16 protein-coding genes are annotated in these 18,103 nt (G+C 31.7%); 8 read left to right on the plus strand and 8 right to left on the minus strand.

Annotated elements, in window-relative coordinates; translation table 11 throughout:
* Positions 1-141: 141 nt before the first annotated feature.
* Positions 142-246, plus strand: a complete 105-nt coding sequence (locus AB0A59_RS08885) for a zf-TFIIB domain-containing protein (RefSeq protein ID WP_458743075.1) — start codon at positions 142-144, stop codon at positions 244-246.
* A gap of 1,520 nt (positions 247-1,766) precedes the next feature.
* Here the strand turns inward: AB0A59_RS08885 and AB0A59_RS08890 are convergent.
* The gene (locus AB0A59_RS08890) at positions 1,767-2,054 is read right to left on the minus strand and encodes a hypothetical protein (RefSeq protein WP_458743077.1); all 288 of its coding nucleotides are present in this window, start codon (positions 2,052-2,054) and stop codon (positions 1,767-1,769) included.
* 1,369 nt (positions 2,055-3,423) lie between these two features.
* Here AB0A59_RS08890 and AB0A59_RS08895 point away from each other — a divergent pair.
* From AB0A59_RS08895 to AB0A59_RS08905, 3 genes are all read left to right on the plus strand, one after another.
* Positions 3,424-4,536: an L-dopachrome tautomerase-related protein gene (locus tag AB0A59_RS08895; protein WP_458743079.1), complete on the plus strand. Its 1,113-nt coding sequence runs from the start codon at positions 3,424-3,426 to the stop codon at positions 4,534-4,536.
* Positions 4,537-4,753: 217 nt separating this feature from the next.
* Positions 4,754-5,221 (plus strand): NUDIX domain-containing protein, encoded by a 468-nt coding sequence (locus AB0A59_RS08900; protein WP_458743081.1) that lies wholly within the window; start codon positions 4,754-4,756, stop codon positions 5,219-5,221.
* Between the two features lie 726 nt (positions 5,222-5,947).
* The gene (locus AB0A59_RS08905; RefSeq protein WP_458743082.1) at positions 5,948-6,613 is read left to right on the plus strand and encodes a hypothetical protein; all 666 of its coding nucleotides are present in this window, start codon (positions 5,948-5,950) and stop codon (positions 6,611-6,613) included.
* Between the two features lie 235 nt (positions 6,614-6,848).
* Here the strand turns inward: AB0A59_RS08905 and AB0A59_RS08910 are convergent, their stop codons facing one another.
* Positions 6,849-9,224: a DNA polymerase domain-containing protein gene (locus AB0A59_RS08910; RefSeq protein ID WP_458743084.1), complete on the minus strand. Its 2,376-nt coding sequence runs from the start codon at positions 9,222-9,224 to the stop codon at positions 6,849-6,851.
* Between the two features lie 1,010 nt (positions 9,225-10,234).
* Positions 10,235-10,588 carry a hypothetical protein gene (locus AB0A59_RS08915; protein WP_458743086.1) on the minus strand — a complete coding sequence of 118 codons (354 nt, stop codon included), beginning with the start codon at positions 10,586-10,588 and terminating at the stop codon, positions 10,235-10,237.
* A gap of 161 nt (positions 10,589-10,749) precedes the next feature.
* Between AB0A59_RS08915 and AB0A59_RS08920 the strand changes: the two genes are divergently transcribed.
* The 3 genes from AB0A59_RS08920 (at position 10,750) to AB0A59_RS08930 (ending at position 12,037) form a co-directional block, all read left to right on the plus strand.
* Positions 10,750-10,944, plus strand: coding sequence for a hypothetical protein (locus tag AB0A59_RS08920; RefSeq protein WP_458743088.1), 195 nt, complete (start codon positions 10,750-10,752; stop codon positions 10,942-10,944).
* A gap of 455 nt (positions 10,945-11,399) precedes the next feature.
* Positions 11,400-11,546, plus strand: coding sequence for a hypothetical protein (locus AB0A59_RS08925; protein ID WP_458743090.1), 147 nt, complete (start codon positions 11,400-11,402; stop codon positions 11,544-11,546).
* A 221-nt stretch (positions 11,547-11,767) separates the two neighbouring features.
* A complete protein-coding gene (locus tag AB0A59_RS08930; protein WP_458743092.1) occupies positions 11,768-12,037 on the plus strand; it encodes a hypothetical protein in 270 nt (89 codons plus the stop codon).
* A gap of 92 nt (positions 12,038-12,129) precedes the next feature.
* Here the strand turns inward: AB0A59_RS08930 and AB0A59_RS08935 are convergent, their stop codons facing one another.
* The gene (locus AB0A59_RS08935; RefSeq protein ID WP_458743094.1) at positions 12,130-12,288 is read right to left on the minus strand and encodes a hypothetical protein; all 159 of its coding nucleotides are present in this window, start codon (positions 12,286-12,288) and stop codon (positions 12,130-12,132) included.
* Between the two features lie 445 nt (positions 12,289-12,733).
* Here AB0A59_RS08935 and AB0A59_RS08940 point away from each other — a divergent pair, with 445 nt between their 5' ends.
* Entirely contained in the window at positions 12,734-14,179 is a 1,446-nt protein-coding gene (locus AB0A59_RS08940) for an amidohydrolase family protein (protein WP_458743096.1), read from the plus strand.
* A gap of 690 nt (positions 14,180-14,869) precedes the next feature.
* Here the strand turns inward: AB0A59_RS08940 and AB0A59_RS08945 are convergent.
* From AB0A59_RS08945 to AB0A59_RS08960, 4 genes are all read right to left on the minus strand, one after another.
* Positions 14,870-15,262 (minus strand): response regulator transcription factor, encoded by a 393-nt coding sequence (locus tag AB0A59_RS08945; RefSeq protein WP_458743098.1) that lies wholly within the window; start codon positions 15,260-15,262, stop codon positions 14,870-14,872.
* A 512-nt stretch (positions 15,263-15,774) separates the two neighbouring features.
* The gene (locus tag AB0A59_RS08950) at positions 15,775-16,020 is read right to left on the minus strand and encodes a hypothetical protein (RefSeq protein ID WP_458743100.1); all 246 of its coding nucleotides are present in this window, start codon (positions 16,018-16,020) and stop codon (positions 15,775-15,777) included.
* A gap of 10 nt (positions 16,021-16,030) precedes the next feature.
* Positions 16,031-16,468, minus strand: coding sequence for a hypothetical protein (locus AB0A59_RS08955; protein WP_458743102.1), 438 nt, complete (start codon positions 16,466-16,468; stop codon positions 16,031-16,033).
* 618 nt (positions 16,469-17,086) lie between these two features.
* Positions 17,087-17,920, minus strand: coding sequence for a hypothetical protein (locus tag AB0A59_RS08960; RefSeq protein ID WP_458743104.1), 834 nt, complete (start codon positions 17,918-17,920; stop codon positions 17,087-17,089).
* Positions 17,921-18,103 lie beyond the last annotated feature (183 nt).

The raw sequence follows: 18,103 nt of genomic DNA on the forward strand, positions 1-18,103 counted from the left end.
ACAGGCCGATAAATGGGATATATCACATTTAACAAACAAATAACATTAAACAATCAAGTTGTTCCAGGATAAGAGTGCTCCTCTTCAGCTCCTCTAATTTCACGTATCAAAATTATAAATAGTTTTAAATATAATATTGTAATGAGTTTAAGATGTTCAAATTGCACATCAGAAATGAAATTGAGGAACAAAAATGAGATTAAAATTGATTCCTGCCTCAGGTGTCGTGGGGTTTCGCCTCGTTGAGTGAGGCTGGAAAATGTTACCACTATGCAGAATCAATACGATGACGACCATTATCATCAATATTATCATGGGAAAGAATATACCACGATGACGATTGTTATTATAGAAGAAAACGTAAAAAAGGGCTTTTTCGGTGATATGTTTGATTTTGACTAATCACTTAGCGGTAATTTCATATCATACAAGTTTAGTATTTTCATTACTTTATGATTAATTGTTTTTGATTGATATAGATAAAAGATTCTTGCTCATCTTAGTATTAATGATAAATTCGCATCGTACCAAAAAATACATATTGAGTTAAACATACAAATTGTTCTACCTAAGGCCCAGTTTCGCTTAATCGTTAATTCCGATTTTATATATCGATTTGCTTTATACCGGCCAACTTGTATCCAGTCTATTTCATGTAATTTCAGCCTAATTGTAAAGGTATACATTTCTCCGCTTGATCCTCCTTGGTTAAGAAACGAAGCATTATTTTCAAAAAGAACGAAAAGTAAATACTTAATCTTTATCGTAGCCAAAGAAATTTTTACATGAACATATGTAACAATGGTGGTCGTTTGATTGATTTGAAATGTATTTATGAGAAATCCTCAGGTGACCGCAGCTTCTGCAAATATGATACTTACGAGAATCCATTGTGCAATTCTATCTACCAATTAAAGATATAAGAATTATTTCCTATATACAAAATTATCATTTAAAATTATTCGCGATATCTCAGATTGAATTCATTTAATTATTTTACTCTTTAATTCCTCCATTTAAGACCAGTAATAAAATTTTGAAGATTAAAGTTACTTCGGGGCCTATTTTTTAGTTCTAAACTACTTTGAAAATGGAAAGATAATATTGATTTTTCCATCGTCTAGATGCCTGTTCAAATGACTGATATCCTCCTGGACACACTGGAACAGAAAATCAAACTAAAAATGCAATATACATTAAAATAAATAAAATGTCAGATTATAGCAATTTTTGCAGTCATGTTATCATTAAATACTTTGTTACCCACTGTTTTCCAATGTCAGAAGAAAATAAGAAGAAATTTGATTGTAGATGTGGCGCTGCTTTTGATACTGTTGAAGAATTAGATAAGCATAATCACGAGGCACATTAGAGAAGACCTCTTTGATAAAGTGGTCGGCAGGTAAATCGGTCAAAACAAATCATTTTTTCCTACAAGCTTTAATTTTATTCAATATCGTATAGAACGGGCTATAATTTCTTTATTATGGATATTATTCGAACTCACAGTAAGTTATTACTTATACAGGTCGCCAGTGTGTGTATGATTTGCTGTCAATGCATAGTTTACAAAGAAAGTTAACAAGATTGAAAACATTCCTAACCTTTGTAAGGCTTCACTTGGTTATAAGGGTTTGAAAAGCATCAAGGTTTCTATATTTTGTTAACCATCCTAAAGTCTTTGTATGTTTCGACTATTAGTTAACAATGATCAGTAATTTCTTTAGGTTTTTCAAAAGGATAGTCATCAAATCATGGGTGCTAATCTAATAGAGTACATCCTCATTATTTCTTCTCGAATGCTCATCAATCCCATTTAATGTAATTTGATATTCGTTATTACCTATCCGGGAAACAAAACCATCTACTATTAGATTTTCAATTGCTAAATCAAAATTTGATGAGGCGATAGAATCTATTGCAAACTCACGTAATTTACTATCACTTATCAATGGAGTCTCCTGATTAGATAGTGTAAATAATTTCTCCAATATTTTACCTTCGATCTTACGAATTGCTGATCCGTAGTCGTCAGGATTATTAACTTTAGCCATAAATTTAATTGATTTATCTATTTATATAATTGCATGCAAATTGATAAAATGACTTTTTTTTATCCTGTCTAATACATCCAGGTACCCTCTTATACCTCGAAAGTAAAAGATTTATACTAGAACTATGATATTGTTAATATGTGTATAAAATGTGAATTATTGGATATTATTCGCAATTCCACGCAATCGCAGAAACGAGAATTGTCCCTGTTGATGAAGACTCGATCTCATAGTGCATCATCAAACCGGCCTCAGAAGTTTGATTACAACAATCCACAAAATTAACTAATTATATATTCTCCGCGACCTAAGTATATAATTTGTAAATATAAAACCATAGTCAAATCAAAGAGAATCCATCCATAAAGGCTCCAGGATTGCAAAAAATTGATTAATTTTTCAAAGTATATTTATGATCTTTGCTTCAGTCAAGTCTTATTTTTTACTTTGGAATTATCAATGTTCTAAAAATTCAATATCACATACTAACACTCTGAAAGTGTCTTAAAGGCTGTATAACCAATATAGAAAGTATGAACGGCATATGAAAATTAATTTTGATTAATTTTTAGGTAAAAATGTGATTCTTTGATTATTGCAAGGATTTATTTAATACTTGAGTAGGCTATAGCAGTTCAATACATCCGTAATGGACTAGAGGAAATCTGTGTGAAACAATTTAAGAAAATAAGAAAATGATAAATTATAATAAATTTAAGAAAAGTAATCCGGTATGTCGTTTAGCTTGAAAGATACATTTTATTCTCAGGTAAGATTGTTGGTTCGTATGATTATGAGGATGTAATTGGACTAGGCCATAGAATTTCAGCAATTATCATAAAAGCGCTGTGATATTATTTTTGTGTATACTAATTTATAAAAAGTAAACAAAGAAATAGCTCCTCAAATTCAATAACTGGATTTGGCTAATACCAGCTCCCAATTATTAATTAAGATAAAGTGAATAACCATAATAGTTATTTTTTTAAATAAATATCAAAAGGATGCGATAATTTGAGTATAATACTCTTGTATATGGTTAAATACTTTATAATTCATCTAAATTTACTAGATCCACAACTAGTACAAACATGCATCAATAGCACATTATCCAGTGTTGAAACCAAGAGCAGCAAGCTCTTCAATGAGAAGTAACTTCGTTGAAGAGCTTGCCATGAAATAATATCTAACAAATCTATAAAATTTCTAAAATTATTCCTTTTCCCCTAATTGGTGGTAGCTGATAAAGTATAGGGATATCTTATTTGATACTGAGTAAATGCCCATTTAAACGTCTTAAGTACTTGAGGTATGTTTATAAAAATATCATATGTCAAATAATATTGGACGGCGGGCAAGTCCGAAAGATATGCCAGCACACGAGTTGCCATCTACAAGCCCTATTGGTTATTTAGAGCCCATAGCGTTCTTTAATGATGCCATGCCAACTGGGGTGACAGTATCGCATAAAGGACGGGTTTTTGTTAACTTTCCAAAATGGGGAGATGATGTAAAATTCAGTGTTGTAGAAATTCGCAATGGTCATATGATCGCTTATCCTGATGAGTCAATAAATCAGGCTAGTCAAGAAGATCTTGCTTCAACTTTAGTGTCTGTTCAATCCGTGGTTGTTGATCCTGCAGACCGATTATGGATTCTTGATACAGGAAGCCCATTATTTAAACCTACGGAATATGGAGGACCAAAGTTGCTGTGTGTAGACCTAAACAAAAACAAGGTCATTAAGAAAATTGTTTTTCCCCAAGCCATAACGTTACCAACTACTTACCTAAATGACATCCGCTTTGATTTGCGAAGAGGTACCGAAGGTATGGCCTTTATCACAGATTCGGCTCAGAACGGACCAAGTGGAATCATTGTCGTTGACCTTGCATCCGGCGAGAGTTGGCGACGGCTTAATGATCATCCATCGACTAAACCTGTAGATATCCACGCCTTTCTTCCCATTGTAGAAGGCATCCCTTTTATAGAGTATCAACAAGATGGATCATTGAAACATGGTGCCAATATGGGTGCTGATGGCATCGCAATTAATGCCGACGGCTCTCGCCTTTATTATTGTCCACTAGGCAGTCGCAATTTATTTAGTGTTGCCACCAATGCACTTGCTAACAGAGATACGTCTGAACAGGAGGTCGCTACTACCATAAGTGATCATGGAGACAAAGGAGGGGCCGCTGACGGTCTTGAATCTGACTCTGGAGGAAATATTTACGCAACCAATTATGAACATAATGCTATTCTTCGCCTTAAGCCTTACGATGGAAAATGGGAGACGCTGGTACATGATCCAAGGCTGTTATGGCCCGATACACTTTCTCTTGCTACTGATGGATATCTGTATGTTACTGCGAATCAATTGCATCGTCAGGCACGTTACAATAAAGGGAAAGACCTTCGAGTAAAGCCCTATACCTTGTTCCGCATACGCGTAGACGCTCAGCCTGTCTTATTAAGATAAATTTCAGATCGGTAAATAAAATTACATGTTTAAAAGTATAAATTCTCTACATTTTCTTGTTTGATCTATTAAAAGGATTAATTTCGAAAATAAGGACAGTGTTTCATCAAATCCAAGGGGTGTACCTGCAATTTTTCCTGATTAACAATACCGCCTTAAAATTTCTACTCCTTCCATGATCAATGAACTTTAAGTTGTTTGTTGTATCAGGGCCTATATGAGTGAAGGAAAACAACAACACAAGAATCCAATCCCTACCGTAGATACCATAATTCAAAAGGATTCTCAAGTACTGCTAGTCAAGAGAAAAAAGGACCCATTCAAGGAAAAAATGGTATTTCCAGGTGGGTTTGTCAACGAAGGCGAAACGGTAGAAGATGCGGCTATACGGGAAGTAAAAGAAGAGACATCCTTAGATATTGAAATTGAGAATATTTTGGGAGTATATTCAGATCCCTCTAGAGACCCTCGAGGTCATATAATGTCGACAGTATTTGTAGGAAGAATATCTGATAGGAGCACTAATAAAGAGCCTATGGCAGGAGATGACGCAGCAGCAATAAAATGGGTAGATCTTGCAGCCATAGAAGAAGAAAGCTTTGGGTTTGATCATAAGAAAATTTTAATTGATTTTAAAGAATGGAAACAATCTAAACAAACTTATTGGTCATCAAAAAATGAATAGTATGACTAGTTTTTTAAATGAACCTGACAAAGATATCATCTCATATATATTTTAGATCTCACCAATAAGCAAGTCGAGAATTTGTTAAAAAAAATGAAATGACGTCGATTCTGAAACAACCATCTGTTTTTGACTAGTTCTAACATTTTTTTCTCATCCATGAGTCCCTAAAAAGGATAATTAATACGTTGGAATAAAGTCTTTTTAATTAAAATAAAAAGTTAAAGTAAATATATTTCCATGTCACAAAGACTAATTAATAGATAAAGAAATCTTTGACAAAATACGGTTCAACCCGTAGATGATACTAAAATTAATTTTGTTTCAAAAGCAGCCGAAAATAAAACAGTAGCAAAGCGATGTCAAGAAAAATAATCGATTCAATGAAAGACCTACATACAGGATTCAAGTAAGAAAAAGTTCAAAAAGATACAAAAGATTATAGCAAAGCTATATTATTATTTCTATACTCTTTTTTGAAATTTATTCTAAATTATTTTTATATTAAAAAATTTGAATTGCTAGGTAGACTTTGACAAAACGATATAAACATGTATGGGCTTTCTATAACACATCCTGTGATGCTTGTTGATTCGGCTTCTAAATTCCAAGTTGATTAGCAAATTATCTGCGAAATCTTTGATTTTCCTCTTTACGACTGTTCAAACAATTTCGATTGTCTTATACTTTTCCGGATTTTATCCCCAATTTAATCTTCCAAATATCTTGGCATCGGCCATTAACACCACTTTAATCATGATTTACTTCATTAAAAATACTAGTTCTCTCAATAAAATTGACAAGAGTACATTACTTTTTCTTCTAACTTTTGTTGGTTGGTTCACTGCAGAATTCTTATATGGATATTATGATGGTTTTTTGGGGATAGAAGCATATCCCTCTGTAGCGGATGTTTTTTACTTACTGGGGTATCTGTTCCTCTTTTTGGCTTTAGGCTTTATAAGTAAATTATACAAGATAGAACTTGGATATATCATTAGTACATTGGTAACGTTTTCACTTTTTGTGTTTTATGTCCTTTATATCTCGATATTTATTTTTGAAATTTACACTTTCGGTGGTGACACGATAGATTTTATATTATTATTTGTATATCCGATTTTCGATTTGTTTATTGTGGTTGGAGCTGTAATGTTTTATTTTAGGGGAAAAACGATATCCATAGATAAGGAATATAATTTTTGGATTTTTCTAGCCGCAGCTGCTTTTTTCTTTTTTATTGCGGATCTAATATTTGGATCCAACGATCTTTTTAATTTTCTAGAGAATGTTACCGAAGTGGACATATTATATAGTGTGGGATATTTGCTTTTTGGAGTTGCATTTATAGTTAATATAAAATATACTTTAAAAAAAAACAGTTATGATTAACATACAAAAAAAGGAAAATCTAAAAATGAATTGAACCGAGTTGAGATTTTGTAAGATTCGAATCTAGGGTATCAATCTATTAAATGGTTTCTGTTGGGTTGACAAGAGTTCATTAATTGTAAAACAGTTACCTTCTTTAATTGACGATCCGTAAATATTTAGATATGTTTACTTGTTAGTAGTAATAATTTTGAATGACTATTTATTAAATCAAATTAATCTCCTATTAATCAATTTAAGAAATTTGAGAATAGAAAACTTTAGTTATGGAGTCATAAGTTTCTTTCAATAATTCTAAGTACCTTTTCATATCGTATCTAATATTGTGTTTATTAATTAATTCAATTGGTATTGCCCTTTCCAAGAAATTCTCATTATAAAAATTCGTAATTATGTATTTAATTTCTTCTCCCGCATTCAAGGATTTCCCATTGTCTGATAGTCGTTTTAAAACGCAGTTTTCAATTGTCTTTCTATCTGTATATTCATTACTTTCTTTTGATATCCTCTTGCTAAATATCAGATCGGTGTATGAAATTTTTTTAGAACATATCAAATTTATATATTTTTGATATATATTCTCTAAAATTGGTAAGCTTTTCGTAATTTCGTAAATGTTATTATAGTTAGACATTATCTTCATTAACTCCTCTTGAAAATTAACAAAGAGTTGAGGAGTATCATGTCTTCTTGTTTCAATTCCCCTCATCTTTATGGCCCCATCTTCAAAAACGCCAAAATATCTATTTAGCGCGGGTAAGCCAGGATTGATCTTAGATGAATCGAAAACAATCCATTTGTATACTCCTTCGAAAGATATGGAAAAACCTGTATGTTCCTCTATGTCTTTCTTTAAGTTAATATATCGATGTGTAGAATCGGCTACAGATAATGAATGTTCTGTACTATCGACTTTGCTTATCCAGATAGAATCCACAATACCATGAATTACATCAAATCCGTGTTTCTCTGCTATTTTAGACGCTTTTATTAGTATATCTCTAGCAAATGCGCATACAGTGACGTGGGCATCTATTCTACCAAACTTTGAGTTGCTAAATCCAAGATATCCAAATGAGGTAACTAGGATCCATTTTAATGCAGTTTGTCTGTTATCGTAACAGTTTTTTAAATACTCATCATTCTTAAATATACATCCGTTTTTTCTTTTTTTGTATTCTAACCGCCTATCTAGAACTGTTTTAAGAGATAAAGGCACTATTCCCATCCTTTTTTTGCACAAGTGATAAAGATGTTCAAGTTCTGGAACTTTGTTATCTGTTTCTGATTTACAGCATTTACAATTGATTGTATCCGAAGAAACATTTTTCTTTAGCATGATATTTGGATAAAGAGATACAAAATCAAATTCTGCTACTTTGTCATATGCTCCAGGTTTTGACTCAAAAATAAATCCTCCTTTATCTGCCTGTAATAAATCAGAAAATGACTTGAAGATTTCCGACGTTATGGGCTTCCAGGGTATCAATACATCCTTTTTATGAGCATTATAAAAATATAAACTGCTTAGACATTTCCCTATAGTAGATCTTGATGCTAGTTGCAATGGAATTCTACAAACTCTGGATAATTCTGCTAATCCATCCAATCCATTATCCTTATAAATGAATGAATTGTTAATGTCGATGTGAATTCGTCCGTATAAAAAAAATGGTCGTGGTTTAAAATATACTTTTCCGTAAGAGATATAGGATGTTGAGAATAAGTTATTAGATCTGATACTTTTATTTGGAAACAACTTATTTTTTTTTAGCAAATATTCTAGATTCGATTCACGATTCAAATTTACCAACAACTGATTTTCAACCTTGTTGGCTTTGGCTCTGTGAAGTAAATGTGGAAACAAAATTTGGTCCCCACCTTTAGTTAAAATAATATCAGGATCTATTCGGTTAATTTCATAAGCGAATTCCAATATCGTTTCAAGTTCATTTTCTTCAGATATCGAAAACTCTTCCTTGATTATGTTATCCTTTTCAAAAGAGATAATCTTTATCTTTAGAATCCGGTCATTGAAATCATTTCTTATTGATTTTTTCTCCGAAATTAATTCAAATGAAAGAAATCTAAAATTTGGAATAATGTAATCAAATGAGTCAATATTGTCGTTCTTATCGTTAACTATCCGATATATTTTAGTTAGAACTGAATCTTCGGATGTTGCTTTCTCTATATTGTATAACCCCAGTGGATAGAGATCCTTTTCATATAAGAATAACTGTTCAGGCGATATATCTACATTGTATAGTCGATAGTGTCCAAATCGAGTAGAGAGTTTTTCAATCCGTCTTGCTAAGGTTAATATCTGTAGTGAATCAGACAAAGTTAATCTCAGAGATTCATTCCTTTTATGCCGATCGACAGTAACGGAAGAATGATACTCAAACTTGTATTCAAATCGGTATTCCTTGATTGAGGAAGAAATTTCACTATTCCCTACCAAGTCTATTAATTCGGATTTTAGGTCTGACGCTACATATATTGAAGGAGACCATACGTACTCTAGTCTTTTTACATTACCATTTTTATTTTTTATCCATAAAATTATTCTATCCTTTAGATGATAAATATCAAATAGCCAACCATTCATGATTATCAGCAAGTCAACCATAAACTTATAAGGATAATAGAAAAATTTTGAATATATTTAATCAAATTAATTTGTTTTTGGTGATGCAGGTAATGATCCATGCTTAATGAAATAATTTTACGCAAACGGGAATAGAATTCTATTTTGTCATTTGAACCAATATACAAAAGAGAAGATAGGCTTAAGATTATTATCATATTGGTAAATGCTAAAACATGTTTATATCTATTACGCTGCGTATTATATGATTACGCTATATATCATCAGAAATAACCAATAGGAAGGATATGAAATAACATAGTATCTTACATTTTTATTAACTGGTGACTAGATTCGTCAATTAATCAGAATAAAATGTCTAATAAGCTGCATGAAATCAGTCCAAATTCACTGCAGTATCCACAGAAATAGACGACATTATATACATATGCAGCAATCGTACTGAAATTTTATCGTATCAAAATGACTATTCCATCTAATCAAAAGATTCTAAACCAAACCAGTCAAGATAAGTTCAGGATCCATAGATGGATTCACCATTTATCACTAGTAAATATAGGGATTTGTATTTAGACCCGTTCAACAATTTCAAAACTTATATCGGATTGCACCAAAGCTTATAGACTCTTATAAAAAGTACTATCCTATACGAGAAACATTCATAAATTAATTGCCAAATAGAAATCATTTTGCCTTGATTCTTTTATTAATGGTTATGATATTTCATAATTAGGACAAATTAAGAATACTGCTTATCTTCAAAAATAGGGGGTTACTAATCGGTTAATCAACATATGACTTTTAAAAGAGGATTCAGAATTTCAAATCAAATTCTCAAGATATAGATTGTAAGGATATTTTCAAAGGTGTTAAGAAATTACACAAGAGTTCCGTCGAGTCAGGATTTAAGAAAAAGATAATTAGTGTAATAAAGCTAAAAGAATTCATACTGTCTTGTGGTAAACGAAAAGCGGGTCACATATTCTATGAAAAAAATATTATAGATGTATTTATTTTCCAAAATACGCTTTGACATTAGGTCTGTACAGATAATAAATGACAATACCATTAATTATTACATGGAATATTGCTCCTGTATTTCCCACTATAATCGATCCAATACCAACTATAATTCCTATCGCAGATACTATTAATGTTATAGTCCAAGCCCAGTTTAGCCCTTTCCATAGTCCATAAGCCACTGCGAAATAAGCCAATCCAATTATAATGAGAATTACCCCTAAGACTATACCAACGAATGGTACTACTGCCATTACCGCAAATCCACTTAATAGTAATCCAATACCTCCAATAACAGCAAGTATTGCAATTATTGTAACACCAAACGGTCTATTTTTCTGCATTTATAGTGTTTAGCGAGATTAACCTATTAAACTTACATCAAAATAGAATAGTTATTTTTTACACTAGAATTATGATTTATGAATGAAATATTCATTTGTTCCTAACGTCTTTGCTAATTATTCATTTTGCGATTGAGGTTAGCTGTAGAGAAGGAAGGGTAATGTTTGAAAAAGCATGGGATAACGGATACTATCGACCATCAGATACCTTTTCGCTTGATAAATTAGTGAAGGAGGTAATCTTGAGAGGTGTTTTGTTTTTAGGTGCGGGTCTCGAACTTTGTATAACCCTCAGAGTATTGGAAGGATTAATCTCCACACAATACACAGAGTATATCATACGTTCTACTTCTTAATAGCTGTTTATGTTATAATCGAACAGAAAAATGTTGAATTAAAATTTAAATTTTAAGTTATTATTTGAATATCATACTATATTCAAAGGAATTTAAATATAGTATAAATGGTCTTACCTATGAGAAGTTAAACCCAAACCTCTTCTCATAGGTAATTGTTAGTCTTTAATAGATTCAGAGTATTGAAGCTCTTAAAGCTCAATTTATCGTATATATGATATCATTCTTGGTTACACATTAGAAGAGCTAAAGGAAATGGCAGAAAGGCAGTTCGATATACAATTAGCCTTGATTAGAAAACTACCAACTTTGACTTTTCAGGAATCAATAGGATATATAAATTAGTATATTAATCACTCTCTCAACATAGAAATATTGTCCAAGGCTAACAGGTTGCCCAACCCTACAGAACCTTAATACGAGATATTAAAAATATCAACTGACCATTCTTTTTTATGAGTAGTAATACTAATAGGGTTGATATAATAGACGAAAATTCACCATTTTATGGATTTTATAAATTTATTGCAGATAATTCATTAGCCGTTACGACAGCTGTAGGTAATACTATAGATTGGATTGCAGAACGGATTAAACTGTAAATTAAATACTGGACAACACAAATAAAAAATCAGGTGTACCCGAATCGACCGTATTGGAATTATTCCTATTCTTATTTCACACCAAGAACCACAACCACAGCGACAACTACATAGAATCCAACTGATGACTTTTTACAATGCTAATTTAAGCATGGATGTGACTGAGATTTCACAGAGCCTCACAACCTAATCTATTTATAGTATGATGTACACTTGACGCTATGAACTTTGGTTTGATCTTATTGCCCATTCTTTTGGTATCTATAGTGCAAGTCGCCCATGCTCAGAGTCTTACAGATTCTATAAACAGCGCAGTAAATAATAACATTGAGAACACATTCGACTCGATCGATAGGAATTCTAATAATAGCAATAATTCACCGTCTGGAAATAATACAGATTCTCAGTCTACTACTACCACTACGACAACTACAAGCGGTCCGGATAATTCCAATTCTACTACCACGACTATGAAAACCAATAGTCAATAATAGATAAAAGATTTATTTTGAATTAAATCATTTCGTATCATGTGGGCGTGACCATCTTCCCTTCCTTATGGCTCCGCCAGCCATGGAGTCAGCTAGATTCCAGCAACTAATTTGTCAATTTGAATTTTTATGGTTATGTCAATGCCACTAGAGAGGTAAGTTTCAACCGCTCGATCAGTAAACGCTTCAGAAATTATGTACTTTACAGGTATTTTATGATTAATTTGTTGTGCTTCTGCCCCTTTTATCAAGTCCACTTTACCCCTAATTAGTATACCCTTTAAATCCAGTCCTTCTAAGGAATTATTCCTCGATATTCTTGTTATTAGAGTCCATACAAGACTATGGAAACTAGTCTAGTGATAAGGACAAATATATCACATCTTAATGCTTTCCTATTATCTTGTTGTCAGAAGTATCATTGTTGTAATATTTCAAATGATTGAATTTTTTCCTGTTTAATCGGCCTTTATGGTCAGTGAAATAAGCAATGACTTTAATCCTTTGAAATTTACAATTAACGCTCTATATGTAATTACTTGAAACCTAAAATATTTGATAAATATATGCAAGGAATGCAACTGACATTAGAATTAGGAGTAACGACCATCATATAGTCATATAATTTAGTATAATGTAATATATCATTATGGCACAGAAGTTATTCAAAATTACCGAGGTGCTAATTTATTAATTATGGCAAATGATCTAATGATTTATAACAAAAAGTTATCAGTGAATTCATTAATTATCATTATTACTTTAACATTAGGAAGTTACATCTATCTTTTTGATATTGCAAAGGAAGAAGCAATTGGATTACCCAATAAGAATTGGACACAATCATATCCGTCCGCACTACAATTATCATCCAACGAGGTAGAACCATTACACCCTAACGTATCTTATGCTCCAAATTTTCTGATACTATATAATATTAACCTTATAGATAGTGATGGCAAAATAAGACCTAACAGTACAATAATTATTAAAGAAAATGAAATTGTGGATTTATCTTATAAAGGCAATATTACTAAATTCTATTTTTATGAAAAGTATCCAAATTCTACTTTAATTGATCTTTCTGGAAAATATCTACTTCCAGGCTTATTTGATATGCATGCTCATGTGGCAGGGGTCTTAAAAAATTCTTTCAACCAGACATATTCGGAAGAAACGCTCCATAGGCTTTTAGCTTATGGTATTACAACGATCAGGAATCCTGGTGGACCTACTGACCAATCTGTGAGTTTAAGGGATAATGTATCCCTTGAGAGAATCATAGGACCTCAAATATTTACAGCTGGAAGCTTATTAAATTCTCCTGTCATTTCAATACCTTTTGTAGAAAAGAAAGTAAATTCAGTATCAGACATCCATGAAGAGATTACCAATCAGGCAAATATAGGTGTCGATTTTATCAAATTATATGTTGGTCTAACTCCCGTGTTGACAAGTGAGGCCATAGATAAAGCTCACTCTCTTGGACTGGGAGTCATTGGACATCTCTATTTAACAAGTTGGAATGATGCAGCCAATAACAACATTGATTTTCTAACTCATGGAGTTCCAGTAAATCCCTACATGTTATCACCGCAGAATAGAGAAAGATTTATGGAAGAAGGAGGTGGTCCGTTTGAACATTTCCGTTGGTTAGAACTAGTAAATATTAACGGCAAAGAAATAACTGAAATGATAAAAAATCTAGTAGAAAACAATGTCTTTGTCGATCCTACATTGAGTGTATATGAGTCGATGATAAAGGATAATCCGTTATATGCTAAAAACATATGGACAAAAGTCTTGGGATTAACAAAAAAAATGCATGACAATGGTGTGAAGCTTTTGTCGGGCACCGATATTCCTAACTTTGATCTTGTACCTGGAAAAAGTCTTCATCATGAATTGCAATTGTTGACAGATGCTGGTATACCAACATCAGATATAATCCAAATTGCTACAAGAAACGGTGCAGAAGCCTTAAAAATAGTAAATTCTACGGGTACAATAGAAGAGGGAAAACAGGCTGACATGGTAGTGCTCTCATCAAACCCTATTGAGAATATCAGCAACACCAAAAATATAGATATGATAATTAATAACGGTAAAATTATTGACAGGATCAGTTTACTCTCGAGATGAAATATTCTATTAAGTTTACCCCCATACGAAAAGTAGACTTACAAGGTTAAATTCCTCAAGTATCATCGTGAACCTGCATACATTTAAAGACTAAGGTATATAACTCGACGGTTATTCGGTTTGATTTTTATAACATTTTGGAGATAATAAAGTCGAAGTTTAAGATTATTTCGATAAATATTTGTTCAAATTTTGGTCCAGAGGTCATTAAGAGAAGTGATTACCAGAAATTTCTCGCATACAATATTGAATATGTTATTTTGATTTTGAGAATGTGATAAATGCAGCAACCCATCAACGCTTTAAACTATATATTTTTTCTGTAGGGTTTTATCAATAAAGTATTTGCTATTGACTTAATTTGCTTTAACCAAAAGTGACATATTGAAAACTGGTTTTAATTTAAATGCCCTTTCCATACGCAACCTACTTACCTAAGAGCTATTTTTTTCTCCTTGATAATTTTGTTAGTACTCCCTTAATTGTCCGTTTGAGGTCAAGAACTTTTCAGATTCAAAATGGTGAAACGCTTCTTAGTTACCAAACAAATGATATTCGGGATTTAAAAATGACCATGATAGGATCTAGAGCACAATACGGGTTAGTGCAACTCTGTCTGCTCAACACATACCTGATTTGATTCATCATAATAAAAAATACGATTACCTGTCAAATAATTCATTAATTGAACTACTGATAAACTGGGTATCTAACCTTTCTCAGATATCCTTTTATAACCTCATCAAAGTGGTCCAGTCCAAAGGGCTTTTTTAGGATTTCTTTCACTCCCACTTCTATATAATCTTTGAAATCTTCCATCTTCAAATCTAATGCGGTTAATATTAGAATATTTTCATGCGTCACACCTTGTTTTTTTAATTGCTTTAGTAAATCAAAGCCAGTGTAATCTGGCATTGCGATGTCTAATAGAATGAGGTCATAATGTCCTTTTTGAATTTCAAACAATCCCTTTTGACCATCATTGATTTCCTTGCAATAGATTCCCTCCATATTGCAATAATCCGTCACTACTCCTGTAGTGTCGGTGTGGTCGTCGATGGTCAAAAGCCTCAAAAGTTTCAATTAATGTTATAGTATTTATCAAACTTATAAGTGTTAATAAAATTTTAAATATATTGAAAACATCTTGAATACTTGAATATTATTTTAATATTCAATTTTTATTTTAAATGGCGAATGCTTTGACCTATTACCCTCAAATTTTCAGTCGAATTGAGTTAGAGTCAATATGAGAGTTAGAAATTATATAAACAAAATGAAGGTCCTGATATATTGCATTTTATACTTTATCTATCTGATAACATTATCCTTTGTAACTATCTTTTCTGTCTATACTCTCAGCGCGTCAAGGAAATGTTAACCAAGCAATAGTTCAGCATAACGTAAGCAATATTTAGATGGGACGTATGATCTTATAGCAGTCAAATAATTATTATGCACTTCGTAGGAGTGACTAACCTCTGACTTGTGCTGCAGTAATTAATGTTTTTTATTCTTTTTTCTTGAAGGCTGAAAATTAAACAATCAGATATACTGAAACTAAAAAATTAGTCTAATTATGTATATTTATCTACTTATGGCTTGGCTAAAGGGTTACCATACCTGTCGTTGTCCAAAGCGCCCTTAAAAACTCGGTCATAACATGCTTCTGCGCCATCCATAGAAAAGGTGGAATCAGCATTTGCCATTCTTGTTGTACAATTAAAGTATCTTGTAAGCGCATTAGCCGTATCTACGATGGTTACCTGAGCAATTATAATCAGGACAAGTCCCATGCAAGATATTTTCAATAATTTTTTGCTAGAACTGTTGATATTCATCTTTTTATATTCACCCAGTAACCCCAAATAGCGAATTGAATCTTTCAATATCGTTATTCTCGGAATTATCATTTGATTGTACTTCGGAATTATCATTTGATTGTACTTCGGAATTATCATTTGATTGTACTTCGGAATTATCATTTGATTGTACTTCGGAATTATCTAAAAACACTTCATTATAACATGTGGTAACCTCATGTTTTGTTGGTTCCTTTTCAAAGTATGGATCTTCTTCAACACCCTTACTTAAGTCTATTTTTTCATCGATACAATCATAAAATTCAGGGAGACCATTATCTAAAGTGGCATTCCCAGTTTGAATTGGTATCAAATCTACTGCCTGCCCATACAATATGTTTCCTTGGACAAATGAAGTTCCAACCATCATGGTAACAGTTGTGAAAAGCATTGAACAGAATAATAATTTTCTTAATCCGTCATTCATGCAGTGTTAAGAAGGAGAAGCAATTTAACTTATTCTACAATTTCATAAAATTATTTTATTCATAACAATTTGATAATACAATCAAGAATCAGAATGTGATTAAAGTTTATACTATAATACTGATGTTTTATTTCGCATCCTATCATAAATTCGTATTGTAGGATAATAAAGTTCATCATCAAATTTCCGTCATATCTATAACAAGATAACTATTATCTCATTTGTATTCAATATTCCAAAGTTATGAGACTTATTGAATGTGTTCATTTAAATCGAATCATAATGATTTTCATATCCATATCTTATTCTATGACCTCTGCTAATTTCTAATCAACAAATGAAGAAGAATCTAAGAAAAGTTTGTTAGAAAAATATTCATTATAGATGATATAGAATTCAGTTTATGCTTTCCTCTTAAATCAATACTATACTTTAGATTGCTCATTGTTATTATCACCCGTGTAATAAAGTAGAAAATTATCATTTGTATTTTTTCGCTGGGGATATTGGACATTTTTTTGGATTTTCTCGGCCTCTATAATTATGACAAACAGACAGATAGAGCAACCGGTCAGATCACACATAAGGTCGTATAATTTTTTTATTGAAAGCCTGTAATCAACTTAGGGGTGCTAATTGTTTCATAATAACGTTATTTCTCGATCTGGTATTGTGTGCTAATAATTCTATTTTAAAAGTATTTTTTTCATTTTTGCTTTTATCAGAAAAATGCTTAATCTTGACTGCATTACTAAATTTAGATCCTATGGAAATATCCATAATACTTTCACAATCATCACAAGTCAGAATTACAAAATATTTTACTGAAAGACTAATCAAAACATCTATCATTTGGTTTACTATATTTATATTCTCTTGAAGAGCATTACATGATGGTGAATAGCCGTTGCTTTTGTAATCTTTTGTTTTGCTAATAGAAGATGAGGAAACCAATGTATCAAACAAGTCTACAATTATAATCTGTAACTGATTATCTATTTCTCTAGTCATTTTAGGAAGTTGATGAATTAATATATTAGCCAATTGATAAAATGTAAATGCCCTCGCAATAGTGATCTTATCAAGAACGTTATCCAAGTCTACTTCTTTCTTTATCGCTTGATTAACTAACTCGAGGTAGATGCAACCTAGATTATTTCCATTTCCAGCATCTATCAATATCGTTTTTTTCTTCAGCATTATATCTTCGTTGTCCTTTTTTTTTGATTTATGGTAATCAATACATATTTTTGCTATAATACGATTTAAAAAATTGCTTCTTTTTTGGGATTGATTTTGGATATAAATATTTTTCTTGTCTGAAAAAAATAGAAATTCGTCGATTTCAGGAATATCAAATAACTTTCTCCTTATATCATTAAATTCATCAAATGCAATAATAAAATCATTATTTAAAACGTGTTGATTATCTTTGTTATTATATATTTGCATATTGTCGTGTTTAATCTCCTTCAGGTTATTCTATGCTGTTTCCTTTCTAACCGATCTATACTGAGAGATTTTCCTAATTGAATTTTGTATGTCAGTAACAGGTAATTCTATTATTTTTTTTTGTTTATCCATATCATCCTATGTCATAACATGTTTATATCTATTACGCTGCGTAATACTATC

It is taken from the genome of Candidatus Nitrosocosmicus sp. T (assembly GCF_054408485.1).